Annotated in this window: 17 protein-coding genes; 4 read left to right on the top strand and 13 right to left on the bottom strand. The window is 63.4% G+C overall.

The window, feature by feature from the left end; genetic code table 11:
* Positions 1–33 precede the first annotated feature (33 nt).
* From X726_RS157800 to X726_RS157815, 4 genes are all read right to left on the bottom strand, one after another.
* Positions 34–1692 (bottom strand): VWA domain-containing protein, encoded by a 1659-nt coding sequence (locus X726_RS157800; protein WP_023669304.1) that lies wholly within the window; start codon positions 1690–1692, stop codon positions 34–36.
* A gap of 235 nt (positions 1693–1927) precedes the next feature.
* Positions 1928–2926, bottom strand: coding sequence for a GlxA family transcriptional regulator (locus X726_RS157805; protein ID WP_032888631.1), 999 nt, complete (start codon positions 2924–2926; stop codon positions 1928–1930).
* A 17-nt stretch (positions 2927–2943) separates the two neighbouring features.
* The gene (folD, locus tag X726_RS157810) at positions 2944–3843 is read right to left on the bottom strand and encodes a bifunctional methylenetetrahydrofolate dehydrogenase/methenyltetrahydrofolate cyclohydrolase FolD (RefSeq protein ID WP_023669302.1); all 900 of its coding nucleotides are present in this window, start codon (positions 3841–3843) and stop codon (positions 2944–2946) included.
* Positions 3844–4199: 356 nt separating this feature from the next.
* Positions 4200–6488, bottom strand: coding sequence for a GumC family protein (locus tag X726_RS157815; protein ID WP_023669301.1), 2289 nt, complete (start codon positions 6486–6488; stop codon positions 4200–4202).
* Positions 6489–6686: 198 nt separating this feature from the next.
* On the opposite strand from X726_RS157815, the gene X726_RS157820 reads away from it, so the two are divergent.
* Complete coding sequence (locus X726_RS157820) at positions 6687–7982, top strand: lipopolysaccharide biosynthesis protein (RefSeq protein WP_023669300.1); 1296 nt, start codon at positions 6687–6689, stop codon at positions 7980–7982.
* On the opposite strand, the gene X726_RS157825 is transcribed toward X726_RS157820, so the two are convergent.
* From X726_RS157825 to X726_RS157835, 3 genes are read right to left on the bottom strand one after another with little or no spacing between them, the layout of a single operon-like run.
* A complete protein-coding gene (locus X726_RS157825) occupies positions 7979–8902 on the bottom strand; it encodes a DUF6492 family protein (RefSeq protein ID WP_023669299.1) in 924 nt (307 codons plus the stop codon). The genes X726_RS157820 and X726_RS157825 overlap by 4 nt on opposite strands.
* Positions 8899–9693, bottom strand: a complete 795-nt coding sequence (locus X726_RS157830; protein ID WP_023669298.1) for a WecB/TagA/CpsF family glycosyltransferase — start codon at positions 9691–9693, stop codon at positions 8899–8901. Before X726_RS157830 ends, X726_RS157825 begins: the two co-directional genes overlap by 4 nt.
* Positions 9690–10862 carry a glycosyltransferase family 4 protein gene (locus X726_RS157835; RefSeq protein WP_023669297.1) on the bottom strand — a complete coding sequence of 391 codons (1173 nt, stop codon included), beginning with the start codon at positions 10860–10862 and terminating at the stop codon, positions 9690–9692. The genes X726_RS157830 and X726_RS157835 overlap by 4 nt, the downstream gene beginning before the upstream one ends.
* A 173-nt stretch (positions 10863–11035) precedes the next feature.
* Between X726_RS157835 and X726_RS157840 the strand changes: the two genes are divergently transcribed.
* The 3 genes from X726_RS157840 to proC all read left to right on the top strand — a co-directional run bounded on the left by X726_RS157840 (position 11036) and on the right by proC (position 14225).
* Positions 11036–12034 (top strand): glycosyltransferase, encoded by a 999-nt coding sequence (locus tag X726_RS157840; protein WP_023669296.1) that lies wholly within the window; start codon positions 11036–11038, stop codon positions 12032–12034.
* Entirely contained in the window at positions 12003–13322 is a 1320-nt protein-coding gene (locus X726_RS157845) for an O-antigen ligase (RefSeq protein WP_023669295.1), read from the top strand. Before X726_RS157840 ends, X726_RS157845 begins: the two co-directional genes overlap by 32 nt.
* A gap of 87 nt (positions 13323–13409) precedes the next feature.
* Positions 13410–14225, top strand: coding sequence for a pyrroline-5-carboxylate reductase (gene proC, locus X726_RS157850; protein ID WP_023669294.1), 816 nt, complete (start codon positions 13410–13412; stop codon positions 14223–14225).
* Positions 14226–14247: 22 nt separating this feature from the next.
* On the opposite strand, the gene X726_RS157855 is transcribed toward proC, so the two are convergent.
* The 6 genes from X726_RS157855 to X726_RS157870 all read right to left on the bottom strand — a co-directional run bounded on the left by X726_RS157855 (position 14248) and on the right by X726_RS157870 (position 18992).
* Entirely contained in the window at positions 14248–15147 is a 900-nt protein-coding gene (locus X726_RS157855) for an MBL fold metallo-hydrolase (protein ID WP_023669293.1), read from the bottom strand.
* Positions 15148–15416: 269 nt separating this feature from the next.
* The gene (locus tag X726_RS1000000172245; RefSeq protein ID WP_280792065.1) at positions 15417–15599 is read right to left on the bottom strand and encodes a type II toxin-antitoxin system VapC family toxin; all 183 of its coding nucleotides are present in this window, start codon (positions 15597–15599) and stop codon (positions 15417–15419) included.
* A 29-nt stretch (positions 15600–15628) separates the two neighbouring features.
* Positions 15629–15808, bottom strand: a complete 180-nt coding sequence (locus X726_RS1000000172240; protein WP_245261319.1) for a type II toxin-antitoxin system VapC family toxin — start codon at positions 15806–15808, stop codon at positions 15629–15631.
* Positions 15808–16050, bottom strand: a complete 243-nt coding sequence (locus X726_RS157860; RefSeq protein ID WP_023669292.1) for a type II toxin-antitoxin system VapB family antitoxin — start codon at positions 16048–16050, stop codon at positions 15808–15810. The genes X726_RS1000000172240 and X726_RS157860 overlap by 1 nt, the downstream gene beginning before the upstream one ends.
* A gap of 80 nt (positions 16051–16130) precedes the next feature.
* Positions 16131–17444 (bottom strand): NAD(P)H-dependent oxidoreductase, encoded by a 1314-nt coding sequence (locus tag X726_RS157865; RefSeq protein ID WP_023669291.1) that lies wholly within the window; start codon positions 17442–17444, stop codon positions 16131–16133.
* 153 nt (positions 17445–17597) lie between these two features.
* Positions 17598–18992 (bottom strand): multicopper oxidase family protein, encoded by a 1395-nt coding sequence (locus X726_RS157870; protein ID WP_023669290.1) that lies wholly within the window; start codon positions 18990–18992, stop codon positions 17598–17600.
* Positions 18993–19359 lie beyond the last annotated feature (367 nt).

Genomic DNA, 19359 nt, shown 5'->3' with positions numbered 1-19359 from the left:
TGAGGCCGCCCTTTGGTGAGGGATGGATGGCGATTACGGCTGAACCGTAATCTCGCTCCGTTCGCCGGCCTTGACCGTCACCGGCATTTCCTTGTCATGGCCTTGATCGGACATGTGGCGGAGGACGACATAGTCGCCGGCTGGGATAGTCTGCTGCCAGGTGTCGCCATAGTTCAGGCCGAGCGCTTTGCGGTTGCCCTGGATATCCTTCTTCGACGACAGCACCTCGATCGAATAGGCGCCCGGCGCCGACATCACCAGCACGCCGGCATCGAGCGTCACCTTGACGTCCCTGACGTCGCCAACCTTGACGCTGAAAGGCTGCTCGACGGTTGCGAGCTCAAGCGAGGTGACCGCGACATAGTCGTCCGGCGGCAGCCAGAACTTGCTGTCGGGCCCATAGGAGTGAGCGACATCGTCACGCGAGCCGTCGATCTTTTTCTTGGCCTTGACGATCTGGACGCTGATGCCCGAGGAGTCGGCCTTGTCGCCACCTGCAGTGTAGTAGGCGTTGACGGCGGCATGGCCGACGCCGACGACTATGTCTTTTTCCACAGTCTGCCCGGCGGCGAGCTGGATGTTCTCGGTCACCGAGCCGCTGCCGATCGCAACCGTCACCTTCTGCTCACCAGCCGGCACGATGATCCTGGTGTCGCCATAGTGGGTGGTGCTGCCGCCCGGGAAGGCGAAGTCGACATGGGCTTCGTCACTGATCTCGGCGCCCTGGCTTGGCTTCGGATGGATGAGCATGGTGCCGGCGTTCAAGGTGAAGAGCGGCCTGTAGACCTGGCCCGCCTCGATCTTGACCTTCTGTTCCGCCTGAGCTTCGTCGGCGCGCGCGACGACGACATATTCGCCCGGCTCGAGATTGGCCTCGTAGTTGTTGTACTGGGTGGTGACGGCCTCGCCGCGCGTGCCATCGGCCTTGGCCTTGTAGACCTCCCAGGCATTGCCGTCGGTGATCGGATCGCCGCCTTCCGCCATGACCACGCTCGGGATGAAATTGAATTCGGGCTTTGCCGGTTCAGGGGCAGGCGCCGGAGCGGGTTCGGGTGCCGGCGCCGGAGCCGGCGCGGCGACGGTTTCGACCAGTGCTTCCTGCAGCGCCTTCTCGTCCGAGGCCTGGATATATTTGCCGCCGGTGTTGTCGGCAAGGCAGGCGATCTGCTTGCCCTCGTCAGCGGTCAGGCCGAAGCCGACGACGTCGACGGTGAAATCGACGCCTGAGGCCTCCAGTTCCTTGCCCAGCGCGCACGGGTCACCTTCGCAGGTTTCAAGCCCATCGGTGATGAGAACCACGGTCGCCTTGTCCTCGGTGTATTTCAGAGCTTCGGCCGCCTGCTTGACGGCTGCGGTCAGCGGCGTCTTGCCGAGGAATTTCAGGCTGTCGGCAGCGGCCGAAATGGCGCTAGCCGAGCCGGCTTGCGGCGGCACGATCAGCTCGATGTCGTCGCAGCTGCCCTTTTCGCGGTGGCCATAGGCCATTAAGCCGATCTCGTCGTCGCCCGGGACCGACTGCAGTACGGTCCTCAGCGATTCGCGCGCGATCTCGAGCTTCGGCTTGCCGTCGATCTGGGCCCACATCGAGCCTGAAGCGTCAAGAATGATGATAACCTTATTGGCGGCAAAGCCGAGCGAAGTCATCGACAAAAGGAGCAGCGCCGCAGCTACGCTCCGCAAAAGTCCCGCCATCGAAATCTCCTTGAGGCCGCCCTCTGATCCGCGCCGGAAGCTATTTGACAGCGCGTCCGGACACAAGCCTGGAGCGGGTTACTAGATCATGATGAGATTTGGATGAAATCTCATCATGATCTAACCCTTTGTTAGAGCACGATCTTTTCCAAAAACCGGCACCCACTTTTTGGGATCATGCTTCTAACGGTTGCAGTGTAACAGGATCGGCGCCGGCAGAGCTGGTAGCACGAAATCAGTAGGTGGTGCGCCGCTCTTCGGAAGGCGGACGGCCGAACTGCAGCCGATAGCTCTGCGCGAAATAGGAGTGCGAGGTAAAGCCGGTGGCAATGGCCACGTCGAGGATCGGCATGTTGGTCTGGCGCAGCAGTTCGCGCGCCCGCTCAAGCCTGAGCCGCATGTAGTAACGACCGGGCGTGACGCTCAAATGGCGCAGGAACAAGCGCTCGACCTGGCGCACCGACAGGCCCGCCGATTTGGCAAGCTGCACGGCTGATAGCGGCTCGTCGAGATGGTCGGCCATCAGTTCGACGATGCGCCTTAGCTTCTCCGACTTGCCGGTCAGGTCGCGCTCCGGCCCGACGCGCTGGCGGTCGCCGGCGGAGCGGATGCGCTCATGCTGGAACTGGTTGGCAACGCCGTTGGCGAGGTTCGAGCCGAAGTCGCCACGCACGATCTCCAGCATCAGGTCGATCGAGGTCGTGCCGCCGGCGCAGGTGTAGCGCTTGCGGTCGATCTCGAAGACGTTGCCGGTGCAATTGATGTCGGGAAAGCGCTCGACGAAGCCGGCGCGGTTTTCCCAATGGATGGTGCAGCGATAGCCTTCGAGCTGACCGGCTTCGGCCAGGAGGTAAGAGCCCACCGAAAGCGCGCCGAGCGCATTGCCGCGCCGGCCCCAGCTGCGCAGCGCCGCCAGCACCTTGCTCTTGCCGGGGAACTCGACCGACAGGCCCACCGACACGAACAGGATATCGACCGGTGGCAAATCGGCGACGGCATAGTCGATCTTGAGCGGCAGGCCGTTGGAGGCCATGACGGGATCGCCGTCGGCCGAGACCGTCGTCCAGCCATAGAAATCGCGGCCGAGCAGGCGGTTGGCCGAGCGGAAGGTATCGATCGCCGCTGCCAACGAAAACATCGAAAACTTGTCGACCAGCAGGAACGCGAATTGCCGGCCCCCTTGAACGGGATCATCCACGACCGGCCGTTCAGAGGGTATAGTAAGGTTCGGCAAAGAAGCTGCTTTCTGGGTCAGAAGGAAGGCCGCTTCAAGCCGGCCGCAAGGTAGGCTGAGGCTAACGTATTGGCCATCAGCATGGCAATGGTCATCGGTCCGACACCGCCGGGCACGGGGGTGATGGCGCCGGCGGCCTTGGCCGCTTCGGCATAGGCTACATCGCCGACGAGGCGGGTTTTGCCTTCGCCCTTCTCGGGTGCGGCAATGCGGTTAATCCCGACATCGATCACGGTGGCGCCGGGCTTGACCCAGTCGCCCTTGATCATTTCGGGCCGGCCGACGGCGGCAACCAGAATGTCGGCTGTGCGGGCCAGCGCCGGCAGATCCTTGGTGCGGCTGTGGGCAATGGTGACGGTGCAGTTGGCGGCAAGCAACAGATTTGCCATCGGCTTGCCGACGATGTTGGAGCGGCCGACGACGACCGCGTTGAGGCCGGAAAGATCCTTGCCGCGCACGCGTTCGATCAAAAGCATGGAGCCGGCCGGCGTGCAGGGCACGAAGGCTGTTTCGAGTTCGCCGGTGCCGAGCTTGCCGACATTGATGAAATGAAAGCCGTCGACATCCTTTTGCGGTGCGATGGCCTGGATGATCTTGCCGGCATCGATATGGGCGGGAAGCGGCAGCTGCACCAGAATGCCGTTGATGGCCGGATCGGCGTTGAGTTCGCCGATGATCTTCAGCAGTGCCGCTTCGGACGTGTCGGCCGGCAGCGTGTGCTGCAGCGAATGAAAGCCGCATTCCTTGGCGGTGCGCGACTTCGACGCGACATAGACCTGGCTTGCCGGATCCTCGCCGACGATGACCACCGCTAAGCCGGGCTGGGCCTTTCCCTTGGCGACCAGGTCCTCGGTCAAGGCCTTGACCTTCTGAACCACGTCTGCGGCGACGATCTTTCCGTCAATCACTTCGGCCATGAACCATCCTCGACATCATTCCAGCCAAGGCGCGGCGCGCGCCTTGAACGTTGCTTCGTGCATGTCGTTGTTCCAAACGTTCCGCCCATTCGGGTAAAGCCCGACGGCAGCGCTTTTTGGGCGCCATGCTGCGCGGCATTGTCACGAAATTTGGCCTAAGCAATCCCGTCAAAGCGCCGTCACATGCCGTAAACTCGAAACCGGCAGCTTTTATTCTGTGCTGACGGGCTCAGAGCGACTCATCCTTTCACGGAAAGGCTGAACCGCTCTATATTCTTGTTTTGACGCAATTCCCAAGGGAAAGCGCGCTACGCGCTTTTCCCGGGAAAACCGTTTCACACTTTTCCTGGAATTGCTCAGAAATAGCGGCGGTGCGAACGGCTTTCGGTGAGTTCGCGCACCGCTTCGCGAAATTCGCGCAGGCTGGCGCGGATATCGTCGATTTGCGCCTGCTGGTCTTCCGGCGCCGCCCCAGCGGGCTGCGGAGAAGACCACGGCCCGGACGCCGCGGGCAGCGGCTGAGCCTGCGAATAGGCATAGTCAGCCGGCTGACGAGGCTGCGCGTAGCCAGGCTGCTGCGCAGGGGAATTGGCGTGCGGAACCTCGTTCCGGAAGTCCGGCTGGCGATAGCCCACAGGCTCCTGCACCGGCCTTGTATATTCGGCGGCTGGTTGGGCGCGGTAGGTCTCGACGGGTTCGCCTGACGTCCCGCTACCCGGCGCGGCTTTGCGCATCGCCGAGAACAGTCCGTCGAACAGACCTGGGCTCCGGGCGGGAGCGGCCGCGGTCGGCAACACCGGAGGTGCTGCCGGTGGCGGCGCCACAGGCAGCGGCGCGCGATAGACCTTGTCCTCGACCGGAGGGCGGCGCTCGTCCATTCTGCCGCGCGAACGCGAATTGGCAGCGCCGCGCAGGCTGGCAAAGGCGCCGCGCATGGCGCCGACACCGATGCCCGAAGCAAGCCCGAGCAGCAGGCCGGCCATCGCTATTACAGCCCGCGACGGTCCGTTGGGTTCGAGCGGCGGTTGCGCGGGGGNCATCAGATTGATGTTGGTGGTGTTGATGTTTTGCTGTTCGCCGGTCTCCTTGGCGCGCAGAAGGTACTGTTCGTAGACGGAGCGTTTGGCCGTGGCATCACGCTCCAGTTCGCGCAGGCTGACCAGATCGCTGTTGACGTCGCCGCTCTGGACCTTTGCCTGAGCCAGGCGGGAAGCGAGATCCTGCTCAAGCTGGACCGAGCGCTTCAAGTCGACCTGCAGCGACGAGGCGATGCGGCGCAGTTCGCCTGCGATGCGCTCGCGCGAGCCGTCGAGCTGGGCACTGAGCGCCTGGTATTCGGGATGACGCGGTCCCAGACGCACGGCGGCGCGGTCGGCCTCCTGCTTCAAAGCTGCATATTGCGCGCGCAGTTCGCTCATCGTGTTGGAATTGATTTCTTCCGGCAACGTGCCGTTGATGACCGAATTGACGTCCAGCGAACGCGCCGACGCGGCCCGGGCATTGAGTTCCAGCGTACGGGCCCGGGTGACTGAGAGCTGCTCGTTGAGCTTCAGCATCTGGTCGTCGCTGATCAGATGGCCCTGCGCGTCGACGAGATCATGCGTGGCCCTGAAATCCTCGACCTTGCGCTCCGCTGTCTCGACATTCTTGCGCAGGTCATCGAGCTTGGCCGTCAGCTGGTCCGTCGCGCGCCCGGCCATCCCGAACTGGTATTGGGCCGCCTCCTGCTGGAAAACGTCCCTGGTCGTATTGGCTATCTTCGCCGATTTGTCGGCGCTTTGAGTGGTGGCGCTGATGGAAACGACAAAGCTCTTGCCGCTGCGCTCAACCGACAGGCTCTTGGCCAGATTGCCGACCGCCAGCGCCTGGCGGCGCACTTCACCGCCGCCGCCAGGGCCATCCTGGCGCGACAGTATCGAGCGAATGAGCGACAGGACGCCAAGGCCGCCAGAGCCCTGTCCGTTGAATTCCGGATCGTCGACGAGATTGAGATCGGCCACGACCTTGTCGAGGACCTTGCCGGATGTCACCATCTTGATGCGGGTTTCGACAACAGCCAGCGCCGCATCGGGCTGCCCGACCGGTTGGGTGAGATCGTTGTCGGAAAGCTTCAGGTCGCCTGGCTCGATGACCATCTGTGTGGTGGCTTCGTATTTCTTCGGTGTCGAAACGGCGACGGCGACGCCGAGCACCGTGCCCAATATCGTCGTCGAGACGATCAGCAACTTGGAACGACTAATGCCGCGGACGACCTGGAGCGGATCGATCAGCGGCTTCCATTCCTGCCCGTCATCGTCGTCGCGGTCCGGTCGCTGCTCGTGGAAAGAGCGGAGCTCATAGGCGGCGTGCTGCTGACGCCGGCCGGAAACAGGCTCCTCACGCGCGCTGGCGGCCGAAACGGGTTCGCCGTCGGCCTGGAACTGCGGCGGCTCGGGCGGTGACGTTGGCGCCGGATTCGACCGCGCCTCGCGTTGCGAGCGGGCTATGCGGTGACGCGTGGCGGCGTCCTCGCGCCATGACGGATCCACCCGGTCACCGATCGAGACCGCCGACGCATCCGCCGCCTCATCGCCGCGCACGGCTTTGCCGAGCGCCAGGAGGGAGCGCTCGCGCCTCCAGTCTTCACGGTTTTCCCTGTCGACCATTGTCTCGAAACTTTACCTTCGACGGCGCAGGAGCGGCGGTCGGCCAATCGTTAAGTCACGCTAAACAGGCATGGGAAACAAAAGGTTAATTTCCGAAGTCTGCAAGTGAAAGTTTCTCGCTTCGCCACGCATTGCCGGGATCTGTAAAATGGCGTCAGAACCGCACGTTAAGCTTTGCGGCTTACGGCTTTCCTCGATATGACGCAGGCCAGCGACATACCGCAAAGGCGGACACTCGCCCGCATCGGCACCTTCCTCGCCGAAAGACGGGGGCTGGTTCGCGACTATCTTTCAGCCATCAGCGGCGCCGGCGGGCGGCTGGTGTTCTCGCTCGCCTATTTCATCGCACTTGCCAACACGCTGTCGATTGCCGAGTTCGGCATGTTCGCCACCGCCTCGGCGGCCGGCGTCATGCTGTCGCGCATCCTCGCTTTCGGCTTCATCTCGGCGCTTTACCGCACAGCCACCATCCGCCCCAATCTGATCGGCACCTTCACCGCCGGCTTCCTTTTGCTTGGCGCCGTGTCCTTACCACTGCTGGCGGCGGCCTCCTGGGGCGTCTACCTGATCTTCTTCGCCAGCACCGTTCCGCTGGCCGTCTTTGCCGCAATCGTCTTTGCAGAGGCGCTTTTGTGGCGGCCGGTCGAGGTGGTGCTGATCGTCAACAACGGGCTCGGCAAATTCGGCCGCGCCGCCGTGCTGTCGATCGTGGCCACGGCGTTCCGCGCGCTGGGCGCCGTGCTGTTCATGCTATCGGGCCAGCACAGCGTCTGGATCTGGTCGTTGTTCTACATCGGCGCCAACGCCGCCTCGCTGCTGCTGGCCTTCGGCTTCTATTATCCACGCCAGCGGCTGAGGCTGCGCACCGAGCTCTATCTCAGGCGGCTTGCCGATTCGATCTATGTTGCAGGAGCCGAAGTGCTGTTCTACCTGCAGTCGGAATTCGACAAGCTGCTCGTGCTGGCGATCGGCGGGCCGCATCTGGCCGGCATCTATGCCATCATCATGCGGCTGGTCGACCTGACGGCAATCCCGATCCGCACCTTCTCGATGATGCTGGTGCAGAGGATGATGCGGGCGCCGGAGCTGTTGTCGCGACTGCGGGTCAAGAGCGGTATCGAAGCCGGCGTGTTCCTGGTGTCGACATTGGCACTGGCCGCACTCGGCATCGTGCTGCATTTCTTCCCCAATGCACTTGGCCGGAATGTCGCCGAGGCGGCGCCCTTGGTGGCGTTGGCAATCGGCGTGCCGGGACTGCGCAACCTGGTCGAATACCAGGCCGAGCTGCTGTTCGCGCGCGGCCAGACCGCGCTCAGGGCGCTCAACCTCGGCCTGCTGGCGGGGCTGAAGGCGGTGCTGTTGACCTATGTGCTGACCACGATTGCCGACACGCCCAGGCTTGTCGTATCGCTCAATGTCGTCTTCCTGCTGCTCTATCTCGCCTCGGCGCTGCTAACCTATTCGGCGCTGCGCAAGCCCGCCAAGGCAATCTAAGCCAATCCGATCAGGCGGCGGATGCGGCCGATATCGGTGCCGATGAAGGATTGCATGCCGATCGCCACCTGCCCCGGTGCCATAGCGGCGACGAAGCTGCGGAATTCGTCATCCGACAGCGCCTCCCCGGTCCAGTGCACGCGGCAGAATTCCTCCGAGCCGTGGAAATGGCCGGCGCCCCCCAGCACATCGTCGACATAGCGGCCATAGATCATGCATTCGGAGAACCGGCGCACTGAAGCGATGACCTCGACCCAGCCGCGCGCGTGCACCTTCTCGATCTCGGCGCACATCGCCGTCACGGTCTGACGGCGCCAGGCGATCAGCGTCGAAATATAGTCGTGGTTCGAAACCTCGGATGCATCGATACCAATCGCCGAGGCCGCATTGCGCGACCAGATGCGATGCTCGTCGTGACCGTCGCTCGACAGCACGCCGTCGCGCCGGAACAGCCGCACCTTGCCGTCGCGCCAGAAGGCGCTCAGATCGAATGGCTTGAGGAAGGCGACGTCGGAATCGCAGAAGACCAGCACGTCTTCTCCAGCATGCGCAGCGATGGCGATGCGGCGCAGCTGCTGCACATGCCAGCCGCGCAGCGGCTGGGTCTTGAGACTGAGCCAGATGCGACGGCGAAAGAGGCTCATCGGATCGTCGAACACACGCAGCCAGCGCGGCAGCAGGTCGCGCTCGTCGACAACGCTGCGGCGGTCGTTTTCCAACTGGCGAAACAGCGCCACGTCGCGGTGCTCGACCAGAATGTAATGATGCGCCAAGCCGGAGACATGGCGGTCGAGGGTCTCGCACAACAGGCGGCAGCGTTCGAAATCCGGCGCATAGCTGGCGGTCACCACCGCCGCCGTCGGCGTTTGCGGCAGGGCACCGGTCTCGGCTGCAGGGCTCGGCACGACGCGGCTGTTCACCGCAACTCTCCGGCGGGCTCGGGCCGACGCGAGAATTTCTGCCTGACGACACGCAGCAGGAACACCGGATTGCCGACGACGTAGCGGCGCCACAGCCGGCCGGGCTCGATGCACAGACGGAACAACCATTCGAGCCTCAGCTGGCGCATCCACAGAGGCGCCCGCGGCACCGTGCCGGAGAGAAAATCGAGCAGCGCGCCGACGGCGATCGGCAGCGTGCAGTGGCGGGCATCGATATGACGGGCGATCCACAATTCCTGGCGCGGCACGCCCATGGCCACAAGCAGCACGTCGGGCCGCAATGCCTCGATGCGATCGACGATCGCCTGCTCTTCGGCGGGGGAGAAATAGCCGTCATGGATGACGACGAATTCGTGCTGCACCGCCAGAGCGGCTAGCCTGACCGACGCCGCCTCGGCGTTGGCGCGGGTGGCGCCAAGCAACCCGACGGTCAGCGGCCTCGCCGATGCCTGCAGAAAGGCCGGAATGAGATCAGTGCCGTTGAGATTGTCCGGGAACGGCGCGCCGTAGAGCAGCTTTGCCGCCAGATCGACGCCAACGCCGTCAGGCAGGATGAGGAAATCGTCGAGCGCCTCGGCAAAGACCGGATCGGTAGAGGCGATGTTGGCGTTGTGAGCGTTGAGAAAACTGACCTTGGTGAAGCGCCGCTCGGCAATCAGACGAGCGAGCAGCGCGATCGCGTCATCCCAGCCGATGGCAAGGACCGAAATGCCAAGGATCGTCTTCAGCGTATCGAGCCCGAAGGCGGCGCGGGCGGTGTGCATGTTCATGCAAACACCTCCTCCCCCACCGACCCGAGCTTTTCCAGGCCGAGCCTGATGGCGGCATCCAGTGCCTTGATCTGCCGGCGGTGAAAGGCGCTGCCATCGACATCCTTGACATCGGCCGCCGCTGCCTCCAGCGCGCCGGCGAAGGCGGCCGGATCGTCGGTGACGAAGCAATTTGCCGGGCGATGATCGATGCCGCGCAGCGAACGGCTGGTGGCGACCGACGGCAGGCCGAGCTCGAAGGTTTCGATGGTCTTGAGCTGAACGCCGCTGCCCGCGGTGCTGATCAGTGGAATGACGGCGGCGCCGCGCACGAAATTCTGGGCGTCGGACACGCGGCCGACAAATTCGACACCGGGATGGGCAGAGGTGATATCCGACGGCATGTTGCCGGCGACCCTGATGCGAAAGCTCCGGCGAAGATGCGGCACGACTTTTTCCAGGAACCAGTCGAGGCCGATGCGGTTCGGCTGCCAGGTCCAAGTGCCGATCAGCGCCGCGTCGCAATCGATGCGGCGCGGCTTGACCGGCTTTGGGGCCGTGGCAGTGGTCACCAGCGGCAGCACCGCCGAGCGGTCGTCGCTGGCAACGCCGAGTGCGGCGCGGTCTTCCTCGGCCAGCGTGAAGACGAAGCGAGCCCGGCGGCAGAGCCGCTCCTCCATGGTCTTGAGCAGCCTGGCCTCGCGGGCAAACAGCAGGCGCTGGAAGCGACTGTTTGCTGCTGCCGCATTCTCTTTGGCCGAACCATGTTCGACATTGTGGGCGACGAAAATCGAGGGACGGTCGGCGAACAGTTTTTCAAAGGCGCCGGCGAACTGCACCGAATTCAGGACATAGCCGTCGAAGGGACCGGCGCGCTCGATCGCGGCACGGACTTCGCTGTCGGAAACCGCGCGCAGCTTCACGGAAGCGAAGGTGAGCCCTGACAGCACCGCCTTGCCAAGCCAGGCGAGCTTCTGCCGCGCCGAGGCGCTTTCCGTGCGCACGTCGACGGCGCCGAGCACGATGGTGTTTTCGGGGTCGCTGGGCGCCTTGCCCGGCCAGATGAAGCCGATGACGGTGACGCGCACGCCGGCGCGCCGCAAGGCGGCGATGATCGCAGCGTTGGCGATCTCATAGCCCGAAGCGAGAGCGCCGTCGGGCACGATCGATGTGGCGAACAGCAGATGCATCTCACCTATCCAGGCGTCAGCCACTAGCAAAGCTGGGTGAACCCTTGATTAAATCATGCGACGCAACGGCTGAAAGGCGCGGACCAGCAGGCGCCGCTGCGAAAGGTGATTAACGAAACGTTATCGTCGCGGTGTTATCAAAAAGTCAGATTCAAAACATGCGGCTGGAGCGGATGATCCCTTTGCCATCGGACGGTTCGGTATCGATTGCGGGACGCTCTCCGGGGCTCGCCGCAGAGACGATCGCTGCCGTCGTCACGCTGCCGACCTTCAAGCGGCCGCAACTGCTGCTGGAAACGCTGGCGTCGCTGAAGGCACAGCAAACCAGCCGGCGCTTCGCCGTCATCGTCATCGAAAACGAAGCCAAGGCGCGTGAGGGCGCCAAGGCGGCCGTGCCGCTGTTCGAACGCGACGATATGAAAGGCATGGTCATCATCGCGCATGAGCGGGGCAATTGCAGTGCCTACAATGCCGGCTGGCAGACGGCGATCCTGCATTTTCCGGATTTCCGCCACCTGCTGGTCATCGACGATGACGAGATCGCCGACGCGGACTGGCTGGAGCGCATGTGCAAGACGGCGGAGACGCTTGGCGCCGACATTGTCGGTGGCCCGCAAGTGCCGGTGTTTACCGATCCTGCTCACGCCAAATGGGCCGAGCACCCGGTGTTTGCGCCGCCCTATCGCCAGACCGGGCGCGTGGCCGCACTCTATTCCTCGGGCAACCTTCTGGTCGGACGCAATGTGCTCACCATCATGGGGCCGCCCTTCCTCGACCTGCGGTTCAACTTCATGGGCGGCGGCGATTCCGACTTCCTCAGCCGCTCGGCGCAGAAAGGTTTCGTGCTTGGCTGGTGCGCCGAGGCAAAGGTGCGCGAAGGCGTTCCAGCCCGGCGCATCGAGGCTGACTGGATCCGCGCCCGATCCTTACGCAACGGTGTAATCTCGACGCTGGTCGAAAAGAAGAAGCGCGCCGGCACGCCATTCGCCGGCGCCAAGGTGTTTGCAAAAAGCCTGGCGCTGCTGATAGCCTCGCCCGTGCGCGGCGCAATCAAATTGGCGCGGACAGGATCGCTGTCGACGGCGCTTTACCCCGTCTATGTCTCGCTCGGCCGCGTGCTTGCCGAATTTGGATACGCCAATGAGCAATACAGGCAGCCTGAGAAGAACTGACGAGCTGCTGCTGGGCGGCATCGTCACCCGCGACGGCGTGGCGACGGCGATTGCCGCGCTGTTGTTTGCCGTCGTCATCGTGTCGTTCCGGCCGTTTCAGCCGGCAGGCGCGGAACTGACCGGCGACGGCGGCGACATCGTCAACCAGCTCGGCTTCAGTTCGCTCGGCGCCATTTCGATCTTCTCACTGCTGACGTTCGCCGACCCCAAGGTGGTGCGCTCGCTGCTCAGCCCGTCCTGGATTCTGATGCTCGGCTTTTTCATGCTTTCGGTCATCAACGCGACCGACCCGTCCTCGGCCATGCGCGCGGCCTTCTTCACGCTGCTTGGCGTTTTGACGATAGCGACGGTCCTGGTGCTGCCGCGCGACGCCGACAGTTTTTCGAAAGTCATCATATTCTGCGCGATCGTCGTTATCGGCCTGTCCTATATCGGCCTCATCGTCTTTCCGCATGAGGCCCTGCATACGGCCGATTCGCAGGAGCCCGAACATGCCGGCCTGTGGCGTGGTGTGTTCGCCCACAAGAACATTGCCGGACCAATCATGGCCTGCTTCAGCTTCGCCGGCCTCTATCTCTTCCGGCGCAGCCAGAAATTCTGGGGCGTGGCGATCTTCGGCGCGGCGATGATCTTCATGCTGCACACCGGCTCCAAGACGACGGCCGGCCTGGTGCCGTTCTCGATCCTGATCGTCGTGCTGCCGAGCCTGATCGGCATGCGGTTCGGCACGCCGGTCCTGTTTGCACTGGCGATCATTGCGACGGCCATCGGCACCTTAGGCATCGTCTTCATCCCGCCGGTGAAGGAGCTGGCGGCCACCTATTTCCCCGACCTCACCTATACCGGGCGCGCGACGCTGTGGGAGTTCTCCGGCGAGATGCTGGCGAAGAAGCCCTGGACCGGCTACGGCTATGAAAGCTTCTGGGGCACGCCGCTGCTGCTCAGCCAGGACCAGCCCTTCGACCGGGCCTGGGACATCCGGACGATCGTGCATGGCCATGACGGCTATCTCGACATTGCGGTGCTGATGGGCATCCCGGCGCTGTGCGTTGCCGTCTACACTTTCCTGATCGCGCCGCTGCGCGACTACATGCGCATCCCGCCGCGCAAGGAGAACATCTATCTCGGTGACTTCTTCATGATGGTGGTGCTGTTCACGGCGCTGAACGCGTTCCTGGAAAGCTTCTTCTTCCATCGCGGCGACCCGGTGTGGCTGTTCTTCGTGCTCGGCGTGCTTGGCTTGCAGCAAGTGTCGCTTCGGCCGATCGCGGTGCGCCGGCGACCTTGACCGGCTGGCCTGATCCAGCACCCCTTGAGGGGCTTTCCCGTCTGCCCGCTAGCGTCTAAGGAGAACCCTTGTCTCGGAGGGCTCTCAATGACGATCAGGCTTGTTCTCGCCGGTTGCGGCAATATGGGTTACGCCATGCTTGCGGGCTGGCTGAAATCCGGCAAGCTTGCCCCGCAAGCCGTGTTCGTGGTCGAGCCCAATGCCGAATTGCGCAAGCGCGCCGAGCACCTCGGTTGCAGTGTCGCCGCGGACGCGAACGGGATCCCCGCCGACGCAGAGCCCGACCTCGTCGTCATCGCCGTCAAGCCGCAGGTGATCCGCGACGTCACCGCCGCCTACAAGCGCTTCGGCGACGGCAGGACCACCTTCGTCAGCATCGCCGCGGGCACGCCGGTCGCCACCTTCGAGCACATCCTCGGCCATCTCGCGCCTGTTATCCGCTGCATGCCCAACACGCCGGCCGCGATCGGCAAGGGCATGATGGTGGTCTATTCCAACCCGCTGGTGACCGACGACATCAGGCGTTTCGTTGCCGAGCTGCTGTCGGCGAGCGGTGTGGTGACGACGATCGACGACGAAGGCCTGATGGACGCGGTGACGGCGGTTTCGGGGTCCGGTCCGGCCTACATCTTCCATTTCATCGAGGCGCTGACGGTTGCAGCCGAGAAGGCCGGGCTGCCGACCGAGACCGCCAGGCTGCTGGCCATGCAGACCGTCTATGGCGCTGCTGCACTCGCTGCCGAAAGCGGCGAGGAGCCCGGCGTCCTGCGCCAGCAGGTGACCAGCCCCAACGGAACCACGGCAGCCGCCCTTGCCGTGCTGATGGGCGAAGACCGGCTGACGAAGCTGCTGACCGAGGCGGTGGAAGCCGCGCGGCTGCGGTCGGTGGAATTGGGGAAGTAGCCCAGACGCTCGCGGGGCCGTATCAGCCCCACTTCATCTCACCCTTGGCGACCTTTGCGCCCAGTTCCAGCGACGAGACGTCCAGAAGATCGGGATAGCGCCGCTTCATCGCTGCAATCAGCTCGACGCTGGATTTCGCTTTTTCGGCTTCCTTATTGAAAGCTTCGAGGTAGGCGCGGGTGAATTCCACGGCCGCCAGACCGTCCGGTGCACCGGCTACCTGATGGGACGGCACCACGATGTTTGGTTTGCGGGACGCGATTTCGTTGAGCGCGGCAATCCATTTCTTGCGGTCGTCTACGGTTGGCTCGTCGGCAACCCAGACATGTACGCCGGACGAGATCAGCACGCCGCCGAACACCGCTTCAAGGCTGGGCACCCAGAGATACCGCCGGTCTTTCAGATCGGCGACGGTGACGATCTCGATCTTGTTTCCTTCGATTTCAAGTGAGGTGATATCGGAGGCCTCGGGAATGACGACATCCGCCAGGACCTTCGGTCCATTGTCCTTGAGCTGTGGGCTCCAGACATCCAGCTTGGCTTGCACATTGGCTTTGATGGCCGCAACCGTTGCGCCGGCCGCGATGATCTTGGCGCCGGGGAAAGCATCCGCGACGGGACGGAGGCCAAAATAATAGTCAGGGTCGCTGCAACTGACATAGATCGTCGTCAGGGTCTTGCCCGTCGCCTTGATCGCATCCGCGACCGCACGGCCATCGGACAGGGTAAATCCGCCGTCGAGGAGGATGGCTTCTTTTTCCCCGGTCAGCAGCACCGGCGTGCGGCGGAAACCATTCTCGTCAGCCTGAAAATGGGTCCATTTCAGCTTGGCGGCGGCCTTGGCTGCAAAAGCCAGAGGCTGAAGCATGGCAACCATGCCCGTTGCCAGAAGGGTTTTCATCGTCTCGCGTCTTGTCCAAATGGTTTGCACGATTTCAATCCTCAATGGGGGTTCAACTGATCGAGATTGGCATCTCGGCATCGTTTGAAAAACCCGGATCAAAGAGACAGACTGTATGAATGGATCATACAATGGCAGCCGATGGTCTGCGTCGTCAGCACGAGCGCAATGATCAGGCGTGTTGCGCGAGCAGGTCAACAGCCCATGGCGCGAGCGCGGCAGCATTTGGCCTGCTGGGCGGGAGCGGCTGACGAAGCTGCTGGCCGAATCGTGGAACTGGGGCAGTAGGATCAGGCCAGATCGGTGTGGGAAAAGTCTTTCCCTTTGTAGAGCAAGGGCATCCCACGGCTTTTTGCCGAGGCATATGACAGGCAGTCAGCGAGATTGAGCTGAGCCGGGTGGCCGCGACCTTTGCCATAGTTCGAAAAAGCCTGGATCGCGAGCTTGGCATCACCTCTTTCGATCGGAACCACCTCGATCGCGGCTTCGCGCAGGAAGTCTCCTATTGCCCTTTCGGCGAGAGCGGCTCCACCACCAACTTCGACGAAAGCCGCATCGCCGCTTCGAGCACGACCAGCGGAGATGTTATCCGTATCGAGGCCTGCCCGATCCGGCGGCTCCAATCGGCGGCGTCTTCCTCTCCGGCGAGGACAGCGATCACCACCGAGGTGTCGATGAACATCAGGAATGTCCCCACATCTCGTCGATCTCATCCTTAGTCAAATCCCTGCCGCCGCTTCCCGCCTTGGCCTTCAGATCGTTCGATATGGCGGCCAGCCGCTCAGCCAGCGGAACTCGTTCACGTTCGCGCTGAAGCTCGGATTCGAGCGCCTCGATCACCGCCTCGGTCATTGAAATCTTTCGCTTTTCGGCAAGCTGCCGGGCGAGGTCACGGGCGCGCGGGTCTCTGATCTGGAGATTCATCCTGGAAGCCTCCGTTCGGTGCCACTACAACATAGGGAGTTGTCATGACAAGGCCAGCCCGACTGGCCTGTCATCCAATCTCAGCTCCCGTACAGCATCTCATCCTGCAGCTTGCGCAAAGCGAACAGCCTGGTCGTGCGGTCGGGTGTGGCGTTGTCGGTGGTGATGAGCTCGCCCTTCCTGACCGGCTTCAGCACCTTGCCGCCTTCGAGCAGGCCGACCGCGACGGCGCTGACGGCGCGGGCCTCTTCGACGGTCATTGTCCAGGAGCGGTAGCAGGTCTCACCGATGGCATCGAAGGTCTCGCCCATGGCGAGATCGCGCTTGGCGACCGCGCAGACCTCGGCCACCGGCTTCGGCAGCGGCACCATGTCGGGGCGGCCGTAGAGCATGATACGCGCTGCCGTCAGCGGCACTTCCAGCGAGGTCAGATGGTAGGGCCGGAAGAAGCTGTAATAGGGGCCGTGGCCGATATGCAGATCGTCCATGCGCTCGACGATGCGCGGATGCGTCGCCTCGACGATGACGAACACGCCGGGCGCCACGCCCTTGCCGATGGTGTAGTCGACAACGCCCTTCTTCGACAGGATGCCGCCATCCGCCTTCGGGATGAGCACCTTGGCCAGCTGATCGCGGTCGGCCTTTGGGCCGTGCATGCCGGGAACGTCTGGGACCAGCCCGGTGGCGTTGGCGATGGCGCACATCTCGACCATGGTTTTGGAACCGTCGACGAATTCGACCAGCATGCGCGGGTTCATGTTGCGGCGGATCGCTTCGTCGCGATAGTCGTCCGGAACGGCATCGTGGTTGAGCGGGTTGTTCTTGCCCTTGCCAGCCGAGACGATGGTGTAGCCGAGCGCCGACGCAAATTCGATCAGCTCCATGCAGCTCGACGGCTCGTCGCCGGCGCCGACCGAATAGACGACGCCGAGCCGGTCTGCCTGCTGCTTGAGGTAGCAGCCGATCGTGACGTCGGCCTCGACATTCATCATCACCAGGTGCTTGCCGTGCTCCATCGCCTTCAAGTCGAAATCGGCGGCGACACCAGGCTTGCCGGTGGCGTCGATGACGACGTCGATCAGCGGATTGGTGACCAGCATCTCGTTCGTGGTAATGGCGATTTTGCCCGCCTCGATCGCCGCGGTGACTTTCGAGCCCCTGTCCGCCTCGACCGCCATCGCCTCATCGCCATAGGCGATGCGGATGGCGTCACGGGCGGTGTGCGGGCGGCGTGTCGAGATGGCCGCGACCGAGATGCCGGGCATCAGCATGCCTTGCGTGACCAGGTCGGTGCCCATTTCGCCGGAGCCGATGACGCCGATGCGCACCGGGCGTCCCTCGGCGGCGCGCCTGGCGAGATCGCGGGCCAGTCCAGTCAGGGCGACATTGGTCATGCAAGCGTGTCCACGGCTTCTTGATTTGCAGGCGGGAATAGCAGGGAACGGCCCCGCTTTGCCAACGAAACCAGCGGACGGCGGCAATTTCTCCGGCAACAGGCCCGACAGGTGAGGCCAACCCCGGTAGAGGCTGATTGACCCGCCTCGGCGTCAAACCACCCTGATATAGCTCGTCATCCCGGTTTTCTGATGTTCGATGATGTGGCAGTGCAGCAGCCAGTCGCCGGGATTGTCCGCGACGAAACCGAGCTGAACCTTCTCGTTGGGCTGCATGAGATAGGTGTCGGAGATGACCGGCTGAACCTGGCGTGTCGACGACGACAGCACCTTGAAGCTCATGCCGTGCAGATGCATCGGATGCGATTGCGGCGTCAAATTCTCCATGTCGATGACATAGCTTTTGCCGAGCTTCAGCTCGGCCAAAGGCGCGGTCGGGTCCGGCGTGTCGCCCGGCCACGGTACCTTGTTGATGGCCCAGAAGGAGTAGCCTAGCGTGCCGCATATGCTGTCGCTCGGCACGTTTTCCGCCGTGGCGCTGAGCGAGAGCGCTATGTGTTTCGCGCTGGCGAGATCCACCTCCGGCACCGGGTTGGCTTCCAGCGGTGCGAGGCCGCGCAGGTCGCGCTTGAGCGAGCTGCCGGTGGCGCGCAAGGTGGCGAGGACCTTGGGTTTGGTGCCCCTGATGTCGCCCAGGCTGACGATCGCGCCCTCCTGGTCAGGCATGCGGATGGCGAGCTCCATGCGCTGCCCCGGTCCGAGCAGCAAGGCATCGGGCGCAAAACGCTGCGGCACCGGATTGCCGTCGAGCGCGATGACCGCGGCCTCGGCACCCTCGACGCGAAACGCGTAGATGCGGGTGACATCGGTGATGGCGACCCGCAGCCGCACCAACCCGCCGGCCGGCGCGTCGAATTGCGGCTGGTCGAGCCAGTTGGCGGTGCGCACCGTGCCATAGGTTCCGGTTTTTGCGGCATCGCGCGGCCGGAATTGCTGGATGAACTGCGCGTCGTCGCCGAGGCGCCAGTCGCGCAGATTGACGATTGCCTCGGCGTCGAATTTGGGATCGTTGGGGTTTTCGACCACGATCACGCCGGTGAGGCCATGGCCCATCTGCTCCAGCGTGTTGCAATGCGGGTGATACCAGAACGTGCCGGCGTCGGGCGGCGTGAAGGCGTAGTCGAAATGATCGCCGGTATAGACGTAAGGCTGAACTAGGAAGGGAACACCGTCCATCTTGTTTGGAACGCGAATGCCGTGCCAATGGATGGTCGTCGGGTCGTCGATGGCGTTGACGAGACGCGCGGCAAAGGGCTCGCCTTTTTTCATCCTGAGCACCGGCGGCATTCCGGCCTCTCCATAAGTCAGCACATCGCGGGTCTGGCCGATATCCATGAACCTGGCCTGGATCTTTGCCGTCTTGAGAACCACCGGCTCGGGCGCGGCTGCGGCCCAGCCACTGAGCCTGGCCATCGCTGCAAGGCCAACCCCGCCAACGCCGGCAAGCGCGGCTGTTTTTAGAAGCCGGCGGCGGGTGAGTAGGGTCATGGAAAGCTCCGACGAAAATCCGGCTGTGTTGGCGCTCTGGATGGCGGCGGCTACCGGCGCGCTGCCGATACTGCCACATCGCCTCCCGATCATGCCATGGCGAGCCGATGACATTTGCTTGCGCACCAGCGTGAACGCTGGTGCCGCCGGTTAGCCCAACAAGGTTTGCCCGGCACGTACCCCTACCCTTAATCCCTCCCCACAAGGGGAGGGAAAGCTGCGGCGCGCCCTGTATCTCCGCCCTTGCATCTAGACCTCAGTAATTTGCCGAGATCAACGCTTACCAGGTCTCCCTCCCCCTTGTGGGGAGGGATTAAGGTGGGGGTAGGTGCCGGGCAAACATCGAAGAATGGGGGGAGCGCCCTAT

Source organism: Mesorhizobium sp. LSJC285A00, from assembly GCF_000503155.1.
GTDB lineage: Bacteria > Pseudomonadota > Alphaproteobacteria > Rhizobiales > Rhizobiaceae > Mesorhizobium.
This window is presented reverse-complemented; position numbering and strand designations above follow the sequence as displayed.

What these genes read in the sequence shown, in the direction of transcription:
- X726_RS157800 (WP_023669304.1), bottom strand. Translation starts at nt 1,692, where the DNA reads ATGGCGGGACTTTTGCGGAGCGTAGCTGCGGCGCTGCTCCTTTTGTCG.
- folD (WP_023669302.1), bottom strand. Translation starts at nt 3,843, where the DNA reads ATGGCCGAAGTGATTGACGGAAAGATCGTCGCCGCAGACGTGGTTCAG.
- X726_RS157820 (WP_023669300.1), top strand. Translation starts at nt 6,687, where the DNA reads ATGACGCAGGCCAGCGACATACCGCAAAGGCGGACACTCGCCCGCATC.
- X726_RS157830 (WP_023669298.1), bottom strand. Translation starts at nt 9,693, where the DNA reads ATGAACATGCACACCGCCCGCGCCGCCTTCGGGCTCGATACGCTGAAG.
- X726_RS157835 (WP_023669297.1), bottom strand. Translation starts at nt 10,862, where the DNA reads ATGCATCTGCTGTTCGCCACATCGATCGTGCCCGACGGCGCTCTCGCT.
- X726_RS157840 (WP_023669296.1), top strand. Translation starts at nt 11,036, where the DNA reads ATGATCCCTTTGCCATCGGACGGTTCGGTATCGATTGCGGGACGCTCT.
- X726_RS157845 (WP_023669295.1), top strand. Translation starts at nt 12,003, where the DNA reads ATGAGCAATACAGGCAGCCTGAGAAGAACTGACGAGCTGCTGCTGGGC.
- proC (WP_023669294.1), top strand. Translation starts at nt 13,410, where the DNA reads ATGACGATCAGGCTTGTTCTCGCCGGTTGCGGCAATATGGGTTACGCC.
- X726_RS1000000172240 (WP_245261319.1), bottom strand. Translation starts at nt 15,808, where the DNA reads ATGTTCATCGACACCTCGGTGGTGATCGCTGTCCTCGCCGGAGAGGAA.
- X726_RS157860 (WP_023669292.1), bottom strand. Translation starts at nt 16,050, where the DNA reads ATGAATCTCCAGATCAGAGACCCGCGCGCCCGTGACCTCGCCCGGCAG.
- X726_RS157865 (WP_023669291.1), bottom strand. Translation starts at nt 17,444, where the DNA reads ATGACCAATGTCGCCCTGACTGGACTGGCCCGCGATCTCGCCAGGCGC.
- X726_RS157870 (WP_023669290.1), bottom strand. Translation starts at nt 18,992, where the DNA reads ATGACCCTACTCACCCGCCGCCGGCTTCTAAAAACAGCCGCGCTTGCC.